17 protein-coding genes are annotated in these 17,953 nt (G+C 71.4%); 8 read left to right on the top strand and 9 right to left on the bottom strand.

The genetic code is table 11. The annotated features are described in order from the left end of the window. Window positions 1-148: 148 nt before the first annotated feature. From AC1Q49_RS14315 to AC1Q49_RS14330, 4 genes are all read left to right on the top strand, one after another. Window positions 149-1,045, top strand: coding sequence for a carbohydrate kinase family protein (locus tag AC1Q49_RS14315; RefSeq protein WP_492492965.1), 897 nt, complete (start codon window positions 149-151; stop codon window positions 1,043-1,045). 12 nt (window positions 1,046-1,057) lie between these two features. Then, window positions 1,058-1,918: a tRNA pseudouridine(38-40) synthase TruA gene (truA, locus tag AC1Q49_RS14320; protein ID WP_492492967.1), complete on the top strand. Its 861-nt coding sequence runs from the start codon at window positions 1,058-1,060 to the stop codon at window positions 1,916-1,918. Window positions 1,919-1,993: 75 nt separating this feature from the next. Then, window positions 1,994-2,683 (top strand): endonuclease/exonuclease/phosphatase family protein, encoded by a 690-nt coding sequence (locus tag AC1Q49_RS14325; RefSeq protein ID WP_191009070.1) that lies wholly within the window; start codon window positions 1,994-1,996, stop codon window positions 2,681-2,683. Between the two features lie 86 nt (window positions 2,684-2,769). After that, complete coding sequence (locus tag AC1Q49_RS14330; RefSeq protein WP_061781880.1) at window positions 2,770-3,621, top strand: universal stress protein; 852 nt, start codon at window positions 2,770-2,772, stop codon at window positions 3,619-3,621. A 91-nt stretch (window positions 3,622-3,712) separates the two neighbouring features. Here the strand turns inward: AC1Q49_RS14330 and AC1Q49_RS14335 are convergent, their stop codons facing one another. Then, window positions 3,713-4,231, bottom strand: a complete 519-nt coding sequence (locus AC1Q49_RS14335; protein ID WP_060960274.1) for an LPXTG cell wall anchor domain-containing protein — start codon at window positions 4,229-4,231, stop codon at window positions 3,713-3,715. Window positions 4,232-4,490: 259 nt separating this feature from the next. Here AC1Q49_RS14335 and AC1Q49_RS14340 point away from each other — a divergent pair, with 259 nt between their 5' ends. The 3 genes from AC1Q49_RS14340 to AC1Q49_RS14350 all read left to right on the top strand — a co-directional run bounded on the left by AC1Q49_RS14340 (window position 4,491) and on the right by AC1Q49_RS14350 (window position 7,477). Continuing rightward, window positions 4,491-5,087: a hypothetical protein gene (locus tag AC1Q49_RS14340; RefSeq protein ID WP_255266060.1), complete on the top strand. Its 597-nt coding sequence runs from the start codon at window positions 4,491-4,493 to the stop codon at window positions 5,085-5,087. Between the two features lie 89 nt (window positions 5,088-5,176). Continuing rightward, entirely contained in the window at window positions 5,177-5,908 is a 732-nt protein-coding gene (locus tag AC1Q49_RS14345; RefSeq protein WP_492492970.1) for a fructose 1,6-bisphosphatase, read from the top strand. A gap of 33 nt (window positions 5,909-5,941) precedes the next feature. Beyond that, window positions 5,942-7,477, top strand: coding sequence for a glycosyltransferase family 2 protein (locus AC1Q49_RS14350; protein ID WP_060960276.1), 1,536 nt, complete (start codon window positions 5,942-5,944; stop codon window positions 7,475-7,477). A gap of 24 nt (window positions 7,478-7,501) precedes the next feature. On the opposite strand, the gene AC1Q49_RS14355 is transcribed toward AC1Q49_RS14350, so the two are convergent. The 7 genes from AC1Q49_RS14355 to AC1Q49_RS14385 all read right to left on the bottom strand — a co-directional run bounded on the left by AC1Q49_RS14355 (window position 7,502) and on the right by AC1Q49_RS14385 (window position 16,735). Continuing rightward, a complete protein-coding gene (locus AC1Q49_RS14355; protein ID WP_082808025.1) occupies window positions 7,502-8,647 on the bottom strand; it encodes a response regulator transcription factor in 1,146 nt (381 codons plus the stop codon). 88 nt (window positions 8,648-8,735) lie between these two features. Then, window positions 8,736-9,749: a glycoside hydrolase family 6 protein gene (locus AC1Q49_RS14360; protein WP_061781878.1), complete on the bottom strand. Its 1,014-nt coding sequence runs from the start codon at window positions 9,747-9,749 to the stop codon at window positions 8,736-8,738. Between the two features lie 27 nt (window positions 9,750-9,776). Next, on the bottom strand, window positions 9,777-10,349 hold the full coding sequence (locus AC1Q49_RS14365; RefSeq protein ID WP_191009066.1) for a cell wall protein: 573 nt from the start codon (window positions 10,347-10,349) through the stop codon (window positions 9,777-9,779). 68 nt (window positions 10,350-10,417) lie between these two features. Further along, on the bottom strand, window positions 10,418-12,208 hold the full coding sequence (locus tag AC1Q49_RS14370; protein WP_492492974.1) for a DUF4012 domain-containing protein: 1,791 nt from the start codon (window positions 12,206-12,208) through the stop codon (window positions 10,418-10,420). A gap of 24 nt (window positions 12,209-12,232) precedes the next feature. Continuing rightward, on the bottom strand, window positions 12,233-13,345 hold the full coding sequence (locus AC1Q49_RS14375) for a hypothetical protein (protein ID WP_492492976.1): 1,113 nt from the start codon (window positions 13,343-13,345) through the stop codon (window positions 12,233-12,235). After that, window positions 13,342-14,994 carry a sensor histidine kinase gene (locus AC1Q49_RS14380; RefSeq protein ID WP_060960280.1) on the bottom strand — a complete coding sequence of 551 codons (1,653 nt, stop codon included), beginning with the start codon at window positions 14,992-14,994 and terminating at the stop codon, window positions 13,342-13,344. The genes AC1Q49_RS14375 and AC1Q49_RS14380 overlap by 4 nt, the downstream gene beginning before the upstream one ends. 19 nt (window positions 14,995-15,013) lie before the next feature. Further along, window positions 15,014-16,735 (bottom strand): sensor histidine kinase, encoded by a 1,722-nt coding sequence (locus AC1Q49_RS14385; protein ID WP_492492979.1) that lies wholly within the window; start codon window positions 16,733-16,735, stop codon window positions 15,014-15,016. Between the two features lie 70 nt (window positions 16,736-16,805). On the opposite strand from AC1Q49_RS14385, the gene AC1Q49_RS14390 reads away from it, so the two are divergent. Then, window positions 16,806-17,171, top strand: a complete 366-nt coding sequence (locus tag AC1Q49_RS14390) for a response regulator transcription factor (RefSeq protein WP_060960282.1) — start codon at window positions 16,806-16,808, stop codon at window positions 17,169-17,171. 21 nt (window positions 17,172-17,192) lie between these two features. Here AC1Q49_RS14390 and AC1Q49_RS14395 read toward each other — a convergent pair. After that, a partial coding sequence (locus tag AC1Q49_RS14395) for a hypothetical protein (protein WP_492492981.1) occupies window positions 17,193-17,953 on the bottom strand: 761 nt, incomplete at its 5' end.

Consider the following 17,953-nt stretch of genomic DNA (forward strand, 5'->3'; position numbering starts at 1 on the left):
GAGCGCGGGCGCGGCGGGGCCGGACGGGGCGGGCTCGCGCAGGTTCTCCAGTGTACGTTCCGGCGCGCGGCGACACGCCAGGCACGCGTCGCGGAGGCACGGCCGTCCGGTGACGCGCGGGTCGCGGACGTCCTGCCAGACTGGGGGCATGGAAGCGGATGTGCTGGTGATCGGCGAAGCCCTGATCGACATCGTGGAGACGACGGACGGCGACCGTGAGCTGGTGGGCGGCAGCCCCGCCAACGTCGCGGTGGGCGTGGCCCGTCAGGGGCACCGCGTGCGCCTGCTCACCCGTCTCGGACGGGATGCGCGCGGCGAGCGGATCGCCGCCCAGATCACCGCATCGGGAGCGGTCGTCGACGAGGCGTCGTGGACGGATGCCGCGACCTCCACGGCGCGCGCCCGGTTGCGCGCCGACGGTTCCGCGGAGTACGAGTTCGCCATCGACTGGGCCGTGCCGGCGCTCGCCGCCGACGACGTCCGCATCGTGCACACGGGCTCGATCGCGCTGTTCCTGGAGCCCGGGGGAAGCGCCGTGCTGGAGGTGCTGCGCCGCGCCGCCGACAACGGGACGGCGCTCGTGACGCTCGACCCGAACATCCGTCCCGCCCTCGTGGGCGGTCACGAGGTGGCACGCGCGCGGTTCGCGCAGGCCGCGGCATCCGCGGACCTCGTCAAGCTCAGCGACGAAGACGCCGAATGGCTCTACCCGGGCCTGGACGCCGAGGCCGTCCTGCACCAGATCGCCGCGCACGGCCCGCGCATCGTCGTCATGACCCGCGGGGGATCCGGCGCCATCGGACTCGGGCTCGGCGGCGTCGCCGCGGTCGACGCGCTCCCGGTCACGGTCGCCGACACGATCGGCGCGGGGGACGCCTACATGGCGAGCCTCGTCTCGAGCGCCCTCGACGACCCCGCCCTGTTCGAGGACGCCGCCGTGTTCCGGGCGGCGCTGCGCCGCGCCGCCGTCACCGCCGGCATCACGGTCTCGCGTGCCGGAGCCAATCCGCCCGTCCGCGCCGAGGTCGACGCGGTTCTCGGCTGAGCGGATCGATCGGTGACCGACGACGACACGGCCCCCGTACGGCTGCGCCTCGACCTCGCCTATGACGGCACGGCCTTCCGCGGCTGGGCGCGTCAACCGGGCCTGCGCACCGTGCAGGGTACCCTCGAGGCCGCGATCGCGCGCGTGCTCGGCGGCGACCCCCAACTGGTCGTCGCGGGGCGGACGGATGCCGGCGTCCACGCCTCCGGACAGGTGGCGCATCTGGACCTCACGCCGGCCCAGCAGGAGCGTCTCGCGAAGAGCCGGGCGGCGACGGCCGAGGCGCTCGCCGCCCGCGTGAACGGCGTGCTGGGCCCGTACCCCGACGTCGCGCTGCGGCGCACCGCGCGCGCCGCCGACGGCTTCGACGCGCGCTTCTCCGCCGTGTGGCGTCGCTACGAGTACCGCATCGCCGACCGGGAATCCGGATACGACCCCCTGGAGAGGGTGCGGACGACGACCGTCAAGGCCGCTCTCGACGTGGCGGCCATGGATGCCGCGGCCCGCTCCCTCATCGGCCTCCACGACTTCGCGGCCTACTGCAAGTGGCGCGAGGGCGCCACGACGATCCGCACGCTCCTCGACTTCGGATGGCACCGCGATGACCGCGGCATCCTGATCGCGCGGGTGCGGGCCGACGCCTTCTGCCACAGCATGGTGCGCGCTCTCGTCGGCGCGTGCGCCGCCGTCGGCGAGGGACGCCTGGAGGTCGCCGACGTCGCCGCGATCCGCGACGAGGGCGTGCGCACGAGCGAGGTGAAGGTGCTGGCGGCCCGCGGCCTCACTCTGACGGAGGTGGGCTACCCCGCCGACGATCAGCTCGCGGCCCGTGCCGAGCAGACGCGCGCCCACCGCCGCCTCGACGCCGACTGACGGCCTGCGCGCGTTGTCAAGACGGAGCGGATTCTTAAGAGGCGCGCCTAGGCTGATGGCGACGGAAGGCGGGGGATGAAGGTCATCTCGTACAACCTCAACAAGCACAAGGCGATCGGCGAGCTCGACGCGCTCGTGGAGACGACGGGCGCCGACATCCTGTGCCTGCAGGAGGCGGTCTCGGGCGACCTTCCGGTGGAGATCGGCGATCTCCACCTCGCCGAGGCGACGGCGCGCAACCGTCTGGGGCTGGCCCTCTACTACCGCCGCAACAGCTTCGCCGCCCGGGAGGTGCGCTCGCTCGCGCTGAAGAAGTCGCTCCACGACCGCGTGCTCAAGCCTGCGGAGGAGCGGATGCTGGCGGTGCGCCTGCACGATATCGATCTCGGTCGCGAGCTGATCGTCGCGAGCTTCCACGCCGCACCCCTGACCGCGCTGAACTCGCTGCGGCGCAAGCAGATCCAGGCGGCGCTCGAGGAGCTCACGAGCCTGGGGCCCGACCTGCCGATCCTCATGGTCGGCGACTACAACTACCCCGTGTTCAAGGAGAACCTGGGCCAGCACGTCCGCGAGTCGGGATACGAGCTGACCCTGAGCGATGCGCGCACCTACACGCGGTACAAGTTCTTCCGCGGACACTACGACTTCGCGACGAGCGTCGGCTTCCACATCGACACGATCACGACGCTGCCGCAGGGGCGCAGCGACCACCTGCCGATCCTCATCACGGCCGAGCCGACCGCGTTGCCGACCGCGTCGTCCTGAGGGTTAGTCACGGCGCGCGCCCGCGCGGGTCTCGTGCCGTCCGGCGTAGGGTTCTGCTACGCCGATCCCGACGGAGGGATGAGATCATGGTCGACTCGATCGTTGTAGCCGTGACGGGTGCGCCCGTCGCCGTTCGCGCGGTGCGCTGGGCAGTGCAGCGGGCGCAGGCGGCGCCTCCGGGAAGTCAGCGGATCGAGCTCCTCTCGGTGGTCGGCGGCGTGCTCGGCACCGTCGGTGAAGCGGCGGTGCTCGAGCAGGCCGTCGCGGCGACGGAGACGTTGCTGGAGCGCCTCGCCGAGCCGGTGCGGGATGCCGGGATCCCGGTGGTCTGCCGCGCGGAAGCCGGCGACCCCGTCTCGCGGCTGATCGACGCCAGCGCGGAGGCGGCGCTTCTCGTGATCGGCAGCGATTACCGCGGGCCGGGCGCGGGTCCGGCGCGGGGAGCCCACGGCATCCGCATCGCCGCCGGTGCCGCGTGCCCGGTCGTCGTCGTCCCCGACGTGGAGCTGGTGGGGCGCTCGGGCGTCGTGGTCGGCATCGACGGCTCGCCCGTCTCGGAGCACGCGCTGCGCTTCGCGGCCCGCGAGGCCGATCGGCTGGGCGAGTCGCTGACGGCGGTGAGCGTGTGGACGCCGCTGGAGGCCCCGCGCAACGGACTCGCGGTGTACCCCGAGATGTACCTCGCCAACATGCAGGCCGCGACGGAGGAGATGCAGGCGGTCGCCCTCGCCGGTCTCGCCGTCGACTTCCCCGACCTCGTCGTGGAGCGGGTGGTCGAGCGGGGGTATCCCTCGCGGGTCATCGGATCGCGCGCGATGACCGCGCGCCTCGCCGTCGTGGGCACGCACGGGCGCGGTGCGCTCGCGCGCTTCCTGCTCGGCTCGATCAGCCAGGAGGTGCTGTCGCGGCTCACGAGCGTCACCGCCGTCGTGCGCTGAGCGCGCTGCGGATGCCGCGACACGGGCGTCCCGACAACGAGAGAGCCTCCCCGGCCGTGACCGGGGAGGCTCTCTCGTTGCGTGGTGCGTGTCAGGCGCTGGTCTCCTGGCGGCCGCGGCGGACCGTGGCGGCCACGGCGATCGTCGCGCCGGCGAGGACGAGTGCCCCGCCACCGACCCAGATGCCGAGCAGCGACTCGCTGTCGCCACCGGTGGACGGCAGCGTGCCGCTCCCACCCGCGCTCGCGGGCGTCAGAGCACCGGTGGCCGACAGGGTGTAGCTGCCGCTGGCCTCGGCGGGGAGCGTGACGGTGACCGCCGCGACGCCCGACGAGCTGGCCGTCTTCGTCGTGGAGGTCGACGACACGGCGAACTTGGCGATCGCGAGGGAGCCCGCGGCCGCGTTCTCGCCGGTCAGGGTGAACGTGACGGTGGCGCCCGCCTCGAATCCCGAGAACGTGTAGGTGTCTCCCGACACCGTGAAGGGCGCGTCCGAGACGACGTCGACGGTGCCGCCCGGCGTGTAGGCCTGAGCCATGGCGGGCGCCGCGAAGACGAGCGCTGCGGCGACGGCGGCCGAGGCCACCGCCTTGGTGAATCGATGCTTCATGAGAGCCTGCTTTCGAATCCGGTCTGGGGGTACCTGATGATCCGCTCGTTCCGTATATCCGGTCTTGTTGCAGATGGGGGGGATGAGAATGAAGCGGTATGGTGTAGCTGATGCTCTCCCGAGTATTGCCTAGGGGTCTGTCGGATTGCAAACTCTCGCGGTTTCCGATATGTAAATGTTTCGCGACGTGAAGGGGACCTGACGGATGGGACGAGCCGGGAGGGGCGCCGCCCGCACAGCAGTGTCGGCGCGTCATCGCATGCTCCGCCTCGCCGCCATCGGGATCGTCGCGGTCGCGCTGCCGCTGTCGGGCTGCGGACCCGCGCCGTGGGCCACGGGAACCACACCCGCCGCCCCGCCGGCGACCTCGGCCGCGCCCGTCGCGCCGCCCGTCTCGAACGACCTGTCCGGAGGTTCGACGCAGCGCACCCTGACCGCGGGGGCGGTCTCGGCCACCGTGAACTACTGGTCGACGCTGCGCATGGACCGCTGGACCGCCACGGCTGTCAAGCCGATCAGCCTCTCGATGGTCACGACGATCACCCCGAACGACGGGCAGAAGGTCTACCTCCAGCGCGCGTCGATGACGGCGATCCCCGCGAACGCGACGGAGACCTTCGCGCCGCTGGACGCGCAGGTCGACCAGTCGACCGTGTCGCCCGGCTATCTCGTGCTCTCGCCCTACAGCTACTCGAACACCTTCAACGTCGGCGCTGTCCCCGCCGAGGCGACCTACGTGACGATCCAGTTCGACTACGACTTCCTCGTGCAGACCACGCCCACGTCGACGGAGTTCGCGAAGCAGACCGCCAGCGACACGCTCACGATCGCCATCGCGGCCCAGACCGGCGGCTGACCGCCCCTTCCTCAAGATCGGGTAAAGACCGCGTCGAGGTTTCCCCAGTTCCGCGGGCGGGGGAGCGCCCAGAAGATAACGTGTCGATCATGCCTCCCGCCCCCCTCCGCCCCGCCCGGCTCCGCGCCGTCGGCACCGTCGCGGCCGGACTCGTCGTGCTGACCTCGCTGACCGGTTGCACTCAGATCGCGAGCGCCTTCAACGGTCTCCAGCAGAACGTCGTCGCCACGCCCGAACCGCGCCCGTCGGCGTCGGCCGCGGTCTCGATGCCGTTCGACTCCGCCTTCACCTACGACGGGTCGGTGTCGCTGTCCACCGACGTCGCCGACGGCCTCGAGGTGCGCCTCGACGTGTGGGCGGCCGACCCCAAGCGCACGCAGGAGTGGGCGCCCGACAACGACAAGACCTTCGGGTTCGCCGTCAACGTGTACGACCACCGCGTCGACGAGAAGGCCGTCCTCACGCAGAAGCGCCGGGTCTACCTGTCGATGATCAGCGTCACCTCGCAGGTGTCGCAGTCCACGGTCGGACAGCAGCAGATGATGTCGCCGTTCCAGTTCTCGGCCGACCCGCGCACGCTCGTGCCGACCGACACGCTGCGCTCCGACCGCGGTCTGCTGCTCAACAGCTACCAGGGTGGGCTGCTCGTGCCCACCACCACGATCCATCAGCTTCCCGCGGACACCTACGGGATCACGCTGCAGTTCGCGCTCCAGGTGTGGGTGGAAGGCACCGCCAACACCGACTCGAGCTTCGCGCAGCAGACCGTCTATCAGGTTCTGCCGGTCGCCATCTTCTCTCCGACCGCTTCCACTCAATAGTCTGTTCAGCACAGCAGACACGAGGTATCTATCGTGAGCACGCCCTTTGACACCGGACGGCAGGCAGCCGAACCGCAGTTCACCGCTGCGCCGTTCGCCACGCCGCCGGCGCCCCCGGCGAACCCGTTCGCGTTCCCGGCGCCGGACGCGTCGGCGCATCCGGCCGATCTCGCGATCCCCGACCTCGACGACTTCGCCTCGGTCCTCGAGCACACGACGGTCCACCGCTCGACGATCGGGTGCGTCGTGCCCGCGTACAACGAGGAGGAGTCGATCGCGGACGTGATCCGTTCCCTCCTCGGACAGAGTCGCGTTCCCGACGTCATCCACGTCGTCGTCAACAACACCTCCGACGCCACCGTCAAGATCGCGTCGGAGTTCAGCGGACCGCACGAGATCTCGACCGAACTCGGGGAGCAGTTCACCGAGGTGTTCGTGCACGACATCGGCAAGAACCCCGACAAGAAGGTCGGGGCGCTCAACTACGGCTATGCGCTCGTCGAGGGCTACGACTACCTCCTCGGTGTCGACGGCGACACGATCGCGGATCGTCGCGCGGTCGAGTTCCTCGAGAGCGAGGCGGTCTCGGACTCGCGCATCGGCGGCATCTCGGCGATCTACTCGATCGACGACAAGCCCATCCAGGGGCTGGTCGCCAAGTTCCTGATCGCCGGCCAGCGCACGCAGTTCGCCGCCTTCAACCTCCAGAACCTCCTGCGCGGGCGCAACATGGCCGTGCTGGGCGGGCAGTTCTCGATCTTCTCGACGACGGCGCTGCGCGACGTGATGAAGGCGAACCACCAGAACTCGCCCTGGGTCAAGGACAGCGAGGTCGAGGACTCGCTCCTGTCGCTGCAGATCAAGAGCGCCGGCTACCTCACCAAGATCAGCCCGTTCGCCCGCGCGGATGTCGGCGGCATGACGACGCTGAAGGGCTACGACGCCCAGCAGGTGAAGTGGACGTACGGCGCGATCGAGCTCATGTGGCCCGGTCAGCGCGGCGACACGAAGGGGCAGCCGTTCCACCCGAACCTGCGCCTGCGGTGGTTCGAGAACTTCTCGATGCTCACCAACCTGTTCGTGCGCGTCGCCTTCCTGACCCTGCTGATCGCCTCGCTGTCGATCAACGCCTTCGTCTTCTCGCCGTGGTGGCTCATCCCGCCCGTGATCGCGACCATGCTGAACCTGCGCGTCGCGCGCACGATGGAGGCATGCGATTCGCGAGACCTCATGTTCGCCGGGCTCATCGTCCCGGCCGAGGTGTTCATGTGGATCCGCATCAGCCACTTCCTGCGCTCGTGGACGCGGTTCCTCTCGCGCAAGAAGGTCGACAACTGGGCGATGCAGGCGCGTGCGGAGCGCGGCGGCGGCAGCATCGGGCACTGGGTGCCGTTCATCATGCTCGCGATCGTCGCGATCGCCGTCGCGGTCATCTGGAACATGCTCGACCCGGTGGCGCAGTCCGCCATCCTGTGGGTGGGCTGGCCGATCGTCGGTGTCGTCACGGTCATCCAGACCGTGCTCATGTCGTTCAAGCTGTTCCGCCGGCACCAGGGCTTCAAGGTCTGACGACCGGCGCCGCGCCGGGCCGGATCAGGCGGCGTGCTCCGAGGTGAGCCGGTAGCCGACGCCGCGGACGGTCTCGATGTAACGCGGGTTCGCCGGGTTGTCGCCGAGCTTGCGGCGGAGGTTCGTCATGTGGGCTTCGATGGCGCGCTTGTCGGCTTCGCCGACGAAGTAGCTCGTCACGTACGACTCGCCGCGCAGCACGAGAGTGAGGTCCGCCTTGCTGCGCACCCGACGCTTGGACTCCATCAGCGTCGCCAGCAGGTCGAACTCCGTCCGCGTCAGGACGAGCTCCTGACCGTTGATCGCCGCGACGCGCTGTTCCGGGTTGACGGCGAGATCGCGGTGCGCGACCCAGCCGGGTCCCGTGAACGCGACGACCGCGCCGGGGCCGCCCGGCGCGGCCAGCTCGGTGCCGGGCACCTGCGGCCCCACGGTGGAGGGGACGACGATCGGCTGCGCCGGCGCGGGCGGCGCCGCCGGCGCGGATGCCGCGGGCTGGCCCGCCGCCGCGGGAGCCCCCGTGTGGCGGACCTCGTCGAAGCTGTAGGGCGGGTCGGCGACCGGCTCGACGGTGGGCCATGGCCCCGGCTGGGCGTCGGGAGCGCCGGTCGGCGACGCGACCCCGGGCCATCCCGCGGGCGCCGCCTGGCCGGGATAGCCGTAGCCGGCGGCGGGAGCCGACGGCATCCCGTAGTCGGGCACGCGCTGACCGGGACGCGCGCCGGGGAAGGAGGGGCCCGCGACCTCCTGGCGCGGCGCCGCCTGCTGCGGGGCGTTCGTCATCGTCGCACGCGGTCGGCGCAGCAGGGAGTCGATGCGGGCGCGCAGCTCGCGCGGGCGGAAGGGCTTGACGATGTAGTCGTCGGCCCCCGACCCGAGCCCCACGACGACGTCGGCTTCCTCTTCCAAGCCCGTGATCATGATGATGAAGGTGTCGCTCTGCGCCCGGATGCGTCGCGCCGCCTCGAATCCGTCGATGCCGGGCATGTTGACGTCCAGCGTCGTGACGAGCGGCTGGTAGGAGAGCACGGCGCGCACGCCGTCGATGCCGTTGCCGACCGAGACGGTCGAGAAGCCCGCCGCTTCCAGCACCTCGACGATGAGGTGGCGGATGTCGGGATCATCTTCGATGATCACGGCGGTCTTCATCGGCAACGAGGGATCGGTCATGGGCCCGAGGTTCTCCATTAGGGGGGTGTGGAGCAGGGTGGTGAGCCACAGTCTAGCCACGGCGGAGCGCCGCGGGACCGCGGCCCGCTCAGCGGACGTCGCGCGTGAGCTCCTCCGCTGCCTGCGGCCACCACCGCCCGGCGTCCGGGCCGCCGTTGCAGGTGCCGTCGCTCTCGCCCGGGGGCTTGATCCACAGGTTGGTGTCGACGACGTCGTCGCCGAAGGTGCCGCCGGGGTCGCCGACCCGCTGCCCGGAAGGGTTGCACCAGGTGGCCCCCGCGGTCGCGAGGCCGTTGCGGGAGGTGTCGATCACCGCATGCGTGCCGCCGAGCCGTGCGGACAGGGCGTGGGCGTAGGCGAACTCGTCGTAGGTCGACTGATAGTTCGACACGTTGGTCGCGACGCCGCGCACCCGGTCGATGATGCCCATCTGGCCGATGAGATCGGCCATCTCGTCGGCGCTGTGCCAGGCGCTGTGGCCGCCGTCGATGTAGATCCAGGTGCCGGTCGAGCTCAGTGCGTCGACGGCGTCGGAGAGGTACTTCGCCCGCGTCGGGATGTCGCCGCACTCACTGGTCAGAGCGATGCTGTCGGGCTCGAGCACCACGATCTTCTGTTCGTCGGGCGCCGTCTTCAGCGCCTTGCCGATCTCGCGCACCCAGCGCGGGTAATCGTCGGGCGACAGGCCGCCGGCGGAGTGGTTGCCGCAGTCACGGTCGGGCAGCCCGTAGACGACCATCGCGGTCGCACGGCCCTGGTCGCGGCCCTGCGCGATGAGGCTGAGCACCGTGCCGCCGACCGTGCCGATCGGATCCTGCTCGGGCGTGAGCCAGTAGGCCGTCGGTTGGGCGGCGAGATACTGCGTGGCGGCGGTGGCGTCGGCCGCCATGTCGATGTGGTCCAGCGCGACGCGCGCCTTCGACTGCTCGGGCGCGATGACGGTCGTGCCGACGGCGGGCGGCTGTGCGAGCACGGCGTGCACCCCCTGGGTGATGAAGACCCCGACGACGGCGATCGCGCCGAGCACGAGGACGGCTCCCGCTGAGATCGCGGTGATGACGATCGCGCGGCGGGAGATGCGCCTGCGGGGGGAGGAGGACACTCCTGAACTGTAGCGGGTGCTGGTCCGTCAGCGATCGTCGCGGTCGCGTCGCCGCCGCGCGGCGAGGGCGATCAGCACGGTGGCGCCCGCGAGGACGAGCGCGCCGCCGCCCACCCAGACGCCGACCAGCTGGCCGCTGTCGCCGCCGGTGCTCGGCAGCCCGTCCGCCCCCGTGATGGAGGTGCTCGCCGTGCCGCCCGCGGAACTGCGGGAGATCGCCGCGATGTTGTAGACCCCGCTCGCGTTCTGAGGGAGGGTGATGCCCACGGCGGGCAGGGCGCCGGTGGCGTCGGAGGTGCGCGTGACGCTGCCCGTGCTGATCGCGAAGCGCACGATGCCGAACGCGACGTCGCGACCGTTCTCGCCGGTGACGGTGATCGTCACGGGCTCGTTCGCGGCGAAGGTGCCGGACGCGCAGACGAACGACAGCGTGCCGCCCGCGGGCACGCTCGCCGGGGAGCTCGTGCAGGAGTCGACCGGCGGGTAGATCGTCGACGCCTGGGCGGCGACCGGGGACAGCGCCAGCGCGGCGCCCAGCAGGCTCGCCCCCGCGACGCGTGCGACGCGGAGCCGGTCGATGGAGCGGTGCGAGCGGGTCATGGAGCTTCTCCCTGCGATCTGCGGTGCGGCCTCGGTGGAGCTCGGCGGTTGTCGCGGTTGCAGGGAGTCTAACCGACCCCGCACGTCGCCACGACGACGGGGCTGCGACCGGCATCTGCCGTCGGGGTCACGAGCGCCTGGGCATCGGCGACGGGCGTCGTCGCGCGGACGATGACGGTCAGCCCTGTCGATGCTCCGGGATCGAGATCGATGTCGAACGTCAGAACGCGCCGCCCCTCGTGCATGCCGCCGGCGAACCCGGCACCGTTGGTCGCTTCGGCGGAGACCAGCTCGAACCCCTCGGGCAGGTAGAGGTTGCCGACGACCTCCGTCGTTCCCGCGGGCGTGCCGAAGTTGCCGCCGCCCGTGACGTAGGACGGAAGGGAGGTGGCGGCATCCGCCGGTGCGCGACTGGTGAGCGTCAGTTGGAGCGTGAGCTGCCTCGACGCCACCGTTCCGGCGGGGAGGCAGGAAGCCCAGGCGAGCGAGACGTCGGGCTCGGTGTAGTAGCTCATCTTGGAGCCGGTGCCGTCGTTCAGGTAGACGCCGAAACGCGCGGTGCGGGCGTCGGTGACGGGAAGTTGACCCGCGACGACGGTGCCGTCGATGAGCTTCTGCTCGTCGGCATCGGCGCTCCAGGCGAGGAGGCGGTGTTCCTCACCCGCGCGCGTGAGGGCTTCGATGAGCCCGGATGCCGAGCCGCGCCCGTCCGCGAGAGCCTGGAAGACCGCTCCGGCGGCGCCGGCGAAGAAGGCGTCTTGTTCAGCCGGGTTCGTGTAGCGCAGGTACACCTCGTTCAGGAGCAGAGGGACCGCGTTCTCGGCGGTCAGGGTGTCGCCGGTGGGCAGCGAGACGGGGCCGGTGGTCTTCAACAGGTACGACAGCACGACCGGGTCGACCGCGAGCACGCCGTCGACGTCGCTGCCGGTCTTCAGCCGGTACATCGCGCGCGCGATCGGGCCGTCCACCGAGAAGTCGGGGATCTGGGTGAGGTTCTGGAAGTAGCGGGCGGGCTTGGTGTCGAAGATGCCGACCACCTCCTCCGAGAGCGGAGCGACCGGCTCGTCGTAGCCGCGGGGGAAGTCGCGCGAGGAAAGCGTGCCCGACAGGGACAGTGCGCCGCCTTCGGTGTGCACCACGATGGCCGCGCCGGCGATCCCGCCCAGTGAGCGCCACTCGGCGTTGTTCTGCACGAGCACGAGATAGTTGCGGGGACCGTTCTGGCCGAGCATGTCGGGCAGCAGCTGCGCGGTGCGCGACACGGTGTCCACGGCGGTCGCGACCCGCGTGAACAGGTCGTCGGCGCGGTCGACGGCCGTGCCGACCACGCCGACCAGGGGCGTGCGATCGATCTCCTGAACCGCCTCCGCCGCCGAGGTCGCTTTCGTCGCGGCATCCTGCGCCGGTGCGGCGATACCGGTGAGCACGCTCGTGTCGATGCGCCCGCCGACAGGGCGCAGCGCGTCGACCGATATGCCCTGCGCGGCGGTGGCGAGCGGCAGGAGGCTCTCGCGGAGCAGCTCGTCGGAGGCGGCCGCGACCGTGCCGAACGCCGCGAGTTGCGGGCCGATCCACGGTGTGTGCGCGGCGAGGGCCCAGATCGGGTCGGACGTGAGCTCGTGCGCGGCCGCCGCATCCGTCGCAAGCCGCGCGAGGGTCGGGGCGGCCGCCGCCGGGTCGTCCGCGAGGGCCGCCGTGCTGTCGTCGGCTCCGGTCTGGATGCGGGTGAGGTGCTGGTAGGCCATCGCGCCGCGCACACCGATCCACACGGCGGCGAAGAGGCCGAGCACCAGGGCGCCGGCCAGAATCCAGGCGAAGGCGCGGCCCGCGGTGCGCGCCGGACGGGGGAGTGGGCTCACGCCACTGATCCTAAGGGGGACGGCCTAGGCGACGATGCTCGCGCGCTCCCAGCGGTCGCCGCCGGACAGCTGGGCCTCGTCGGCCGCGGCCGCGGCGGCGGCGATGAGGTCGTCGAGGTCGTAGCCGATGAGCGAGACGCTCGCCCATCCGATGCTGGCCGACAGTCGCACATCGATGGACTGGTCGCTCGACACCGTCGACACACGCTCCAGCAGCGAACGCAGCATCGGCCGCACCGCGGCCTCGTGCCGCGGCAGGAGCACGAGCATGCGGTTCGGCTCGACGCGGTCGAGGTCGGCTTCGGCGGGGAAGACGGCCGACACGTCCGCGGCGAAGCGGTCGAGCACGCGGGTGTAGGCGAGCGCGCTGGAGGCTTCGCGCAGTGCGAGGGGATCGTCGAGGCGCACGTCGAGCAGCGACCACCACGCGTCGTCGAAGCGCTCGGCGCGGACGAGGCGATCGACGGCGACGGCGCGGAACCCGGTGGGCGCGTCCTCGTCGGCGACGGGCGCCTCCGTGCGTACGAGCAGGAGCAGCGACACCAGGGCGGTGACCAGCGTGACCACCGCGACGGCGGGGGCATACTGCTGCGCCATGAGGAGCGTGCCGATGCTGTCCTCCGCATGACGGACGAGGCCCGATACGAACCAGATGAGGGCGAAGACGCTGATGAGCCCCGCGGCGATGGTGAGCGGGATGGTCGCCGCGCGCTGTGCGGAGCGCACCGCGAACAGCTCGATGGCGATGGCGGCCGACACGGCGGCGACGAGCACGAGCCCGACGGCGAGGACGAGCGGCTGCGCCTCGGTGTCGGCGCTCACCGCGAGCGCGACCCCCACCAGCGCCGACACGAGCAGCGTCGGCACGAGCAGCACGTGGCGTCGTCCGATGCGCACCCGGATGCCGACCCAGACCAGGCCGAGCGCCGCGACGTTGAGGGCCTCCGCGAGGGCGCGCGGCCAGGCACCGCCGAGGGTCTCGGACGCCGCATCGAAATAGGTCGCGACCATCGCGGCGACGAAGGCGCTCGACCAGATCGCGGACTCACGGGAGGGATGCGGCAGGAAGCCCAGGCCGATCATGATGGCCGTGCAGACCGTCGACAGGGTGATGAGCAGCGGTTCGATCTCGGTCACGCCTGGTCCCCGCTCTCGTCGTCTCGTCCGTGCGTCAGAGGGAGGCGGACCGTGACGGTCGTTCCCGATCCCAGCGCGCTGTCCAGGGCGATGGTGCCACCGTTCTCCTCCACGATCGTGCGCGCGATCGACATCCCGAGGCCGGTGCCGGCGATGCCGCTCGCGGTGGCGCTGCGGGCGCGGAAGTACGGTACGAACACACTATCCAGATCGGACGGCGCGATGCCGATGCCGGAGTCCGCGACGCGCAGCACGGCTTCGTCCCCCTCTCGGGTCGTCCACACACGGACCGTCCCGGCGCGCGGTGTGTACTTGATGGCGTTGCTGATGACGTTGTCGACCACCTGACGCATCCGGAAGCCGTCCCCCGCGACCGGGAGCGGCTCGTCGCCGTCGCGGGTGAGATCGATGTCGGCCGAGGCCGCGGCCGGCGCGAAGGCGTCGACCGTGGCGATCGAGAGCCCGCGCAGATCGAATCCGTCGGCGTGATCGGTCGTGCGGTGCGTGTCGAGCAAGGATGCCGTGAGCGTGATCATCCGCTCGGCCGCGCCCTCGATGAGCGCGGCGTGCTCTCGCTGCGCGGGCGTGAGCTCGTCGCTGTCGAGCAGCAGGTCGGCGTGCCCGAGGATCACCGTCAGGGGGTTGCGCAGCTCGTGGGAGACGGCGCTGGTCGCCGCGCGCTGCTGTCGACGCTCGAACTCGTGCGCGGTCACGTCGTCGAGCTGGATGATCGAGACCTCCGCGTCGGGCGCCGACTCCTGCATCACGGTGCGACCCCGGATCGACAGCGACAGCGCGCGCCAGTTGCCGCTCGCGTCGTAGAGCCACAGCAGCTCGTTCTCGGTGCGCTCGCCGCGTCCGGCGCGCGCGATGGAGGTCGATTCGCGCGGCAGCGCCGTGCCGCGATAGCCGTCGTACTCGACGGCGCGCGGGGGATGCCGGTAGTCGTCGTTGTCGTAGGCGTAGAGGTGCCGGTACGCGGCGTTCGCGAGATCGAGCTGACCGCGGTCGTCGACACGGGCGAGCGCGGTGCTGATCGTGTCGAACAGTCCGTTGGCGCGGTCCTCATGGACGGTCATCCGCGCGACCGAGCGGTCGAGCTGCCGGGACTGGCGGCGGATGAGGAGGCGGAACGCCCGTGTTCGTCGCGCGCCCTGGTTCATCGCGACGCCGAGGAAGCCCAGCGCGAGCAGGACGATGACGATCTCGAGCGGCGAGGCGGCGGCGCTGCCCGGAACGGCCCAGCGGCACAGCTGGAGGGCCAGCACGACCACCAGCGCGGCGGTGACGGCCGCCATCGAGTAGTAGGTCGCGACCCACGCGATGGGGATGACCCAGAGGTAGCCGAGCGCTTCGTCGGACATCGCGAGCAACCCGATGGCGGCGGCGTCGAACAGGGGCAGCGCGACGACGGCGTCGCGGTGGCGCGCCCAGGGGATCACGATCGCGGCGATCGTGGCGCCCGCGATGGCGGTGAGGCCGGCGAGGAAGGCGATGTCGCCGAAGAGGTGCGGATCGAGCAGCGCGATGCCCACGGCGACCGCGACCGTGCTGAAGGCGACCACGAGCTGCCACTGCCACACGGACCTGACGACGGTGCCGATCAGCTGGCTGTCGGCCCATCGACTCTCGACGCGGGGGGTGGTCATCGGTTCCTCACACGGCAGTCTATTGAGCGTCCTCCGCGCTCTCATCCAGGTCGTCCGCGCCACCGACGCGAGGAAGGAGCAGCGTGGCCTTCGTGCCGTGACCGGGAAGGGACACGAGCATGACCTCGCCCCCGTTGCGCCGCGCGAGCATACGCGCGATCGGCAGTCCCAGTCCCGTGCCGGGCATGGCGCGCACCTCGGACTGCTCTCCGCGGTAGAAGGGATCGAAGACCTGGCCCAGCGCGTCGGGACCGATGCCGGGACCGGTGTCGCTGACGGTGATCATGACGTCGCCGGCGACGTCGGTCGCCTCGATGTGGACGCGACCGCCGTCCGGCGTGAACTTCACGGCGTTGGAGACCAGGTTGCCGAGGGCGCGGATGGCGTCGTCGCGATCGGCGATGACGCCGAGATCGCCGATCGCCCCCACCGTGACGGCGAGATCTCGCGCGGAGGCGACCTCGACGTGCCGGCTCACGACGGTGGTCACCAGATCGGTGGCGGCGATGTCGGTGGGCCGTGGACGCTCGGCCTGCGTGCGGCTGAAGGAGAGGAGGTCGTCGAGCATACCGGCGAGGCGCCCGGTGTTGCGGTGGATCGCGTCCACCCACGGCCTCGCCTCACTCGGCAGATCGATCTCGCCGAGGAGCTCGGTGTAGCCCGCGATGATCGTGACGGGCGTGCGCAGCTCGTGGCTGGTGGTGGAGAGGAAGTCTTGACGCTGGCGTTCCAGGTCGTAGCGCACCTGCAGCGTCGCGGCGGTCGCCCGCGCCGCTTCGGCGGCCGTCTCGGCGGCATCCACGGCCGTGCGCGCGTTGACGAGGGACTCGTTGCGCTCGGTGGTGGTCGACACCGCGAAGATCGCGATCGCCGAGAGGAAGATCGTCACCGTGATCGACAGCTCGGTCGTGTCGATGGTCGAGGTGGCGAACACACCGACGCTCACCCTGCTGTACACGACCGTGACGACCGCGATGGCGAGCGCCTGCAGGTGTGCGAGCAGCGGCGGGAAACGCAGTGTCGCCCACGCGAGCGGAACGAAGACGAGGAACGCGAGGGGAAGCCGTGTCAGGGGGCCGAGTCCCGCCGCGAGCACGACGACCATGAGGATGAACTGGCCGACCAGCTCGCTGGCGGCCGGCGGCGACTGGGGTTGCGGATCGAAGAGCGCGAGCGGCACGATCAGCAGCACGGCGGAGAAGTGCGACGCGCCCGTCGCGAGCGCGGCGGGCAGCGCGTCGGCGCTTCCGAGCACCGCGTTGATCAGCGCGATCGTGAGCGCGAACACCAACGCCGCCACGGCCGCCCAGGCGACGAAGCGCACGGCGTCGTTCGTGGTGCGCAGACGTGCGTCCTCCCGGCCGCGCAGGAGCAGCCAGGCCAGCAGTGCCACCTCGACCGCGTTCGCCGCGCCGTACAGGGCGCTGACTCCCACCGGCCGACCGGCGAAGAGGTTACCGAGAGTGGTGACCACGAGCACGATCGCGACCGCCGACGGCCGGTGCGCCGCCCGGGCACGCAGCACCAGCACGGCCGAGACCCCCGCAGCGGGCCACCACAATGCCACGACCATCCCCGGGAGTGCGAAGGCGACGGCCAGGAAGGAGAGGCCGAAGATGAGCGCGCTGCCGCCCACCCAGAACGCGACCGCGCGCCATTGCTGCGCGCGGCGCTGCGGGGGGCGACGACGGAGAGCCGCGGGTCGGTGTGCGACGGAGTATTCCACCCCGGGGGCTCTCATACGAGTACGCTAATGGCAATCGGGGTGGAAACTAGGTACACGAGGGGCAGACTCGGTGGAGGCCACACCCATGGCGCATGTGCTCGTGGTCGACGATGACGCCGACGTCGCCGAACTCGTGCGCACCGTGCTGACGATCGCCGGCCATTCGGTCGATGTCGCGGGCGACGGCCAGCGCGGCCTCGCGGCGGCATCCGCGCAGCGTCCCGACCTGATCGTGCTCGACTGGATGATGCCGGGGATGACGGGTATCGAGGTGTGCCGCACGCTGCGCCAGGACCACGCCTTCGACGAGACGCGCATCATCATGCTGACGGCGAAGTCGGCGCAGAGCGACATCGACGCGGCCCGCGGGGCGGGCGCCGACGACTACGTCGTGAAGCCGTTCGCGCCGCGCGAGCTGCGCCGCCGCGTCGCCGACCTTCTCGCGTCCTGAGCCCGGCTCGGCCGGGAGCCCTCAGTTCGCGACGGCGATGATGCGCGTTCCGGCCCAGAGGGCGAGGCTGGTGCCCGAGCCCGTCGCCGTCGCGTCGAGGGCGATCGGGGCGGCCGCCTCCGCCGCGTCCATCTCGACACAGCCGAGGTCGATCGCCGACGAGCCGGTGGGATGGCCGGTGACGCGGATGCCGGCGGTGGCGGTGGTCGTGGTGGCCGTGGTGGTGCAGGCGGCATCCGTCTGGGCGACGTAGACGCCGCCGGCGGTCACGGCGACGGCGCGCGCGCCGCCCGAGAGGGCGGTCCAGGCCTGGCCGTCGAGCCGATAGGCGGTGCCGTCGCACACGAGCGCGGCCACCCCGCCCGCCGAACGCAGACCCCACGGGGTGGCGCACGGCGCGGCGATCTTCGCGCCGTCGACGACGACCGCGCGCTCGCCGGGGAGGGCGTAGGTGTCGACGGCGAAGATGTCGGGGTAGGGCTCCCAGAACTGGCCGTCGGTGTAGGTGCGCAGGGTGGTCGCGGCGCACGCGGCGCCCAGATCGGCGACGGCCGTCGCGTTGCGGCCGCCGAAGGAGGTGAGGCTCTGCAGCTGCGCGATGCCTTTCGCGGTGGGCGTGACGTTCTGCCAGGTGGTGCCCTCGTCGCCGGAGCGCTCGATCAGTGGTGCCGCTCCTCCGCACGCGCCGGCGGTGCCGCGCCACATGGCCTCCGCGCCGACGGACAGGAACCGCTCGTCGGGGCCCGGGGCCGTGAGATGACTGAGGGGTGCCATGACGCGCA

It is taken from the genome of Microbacterium sp. MPR-TSA4, from assembly GCF_058792815.1.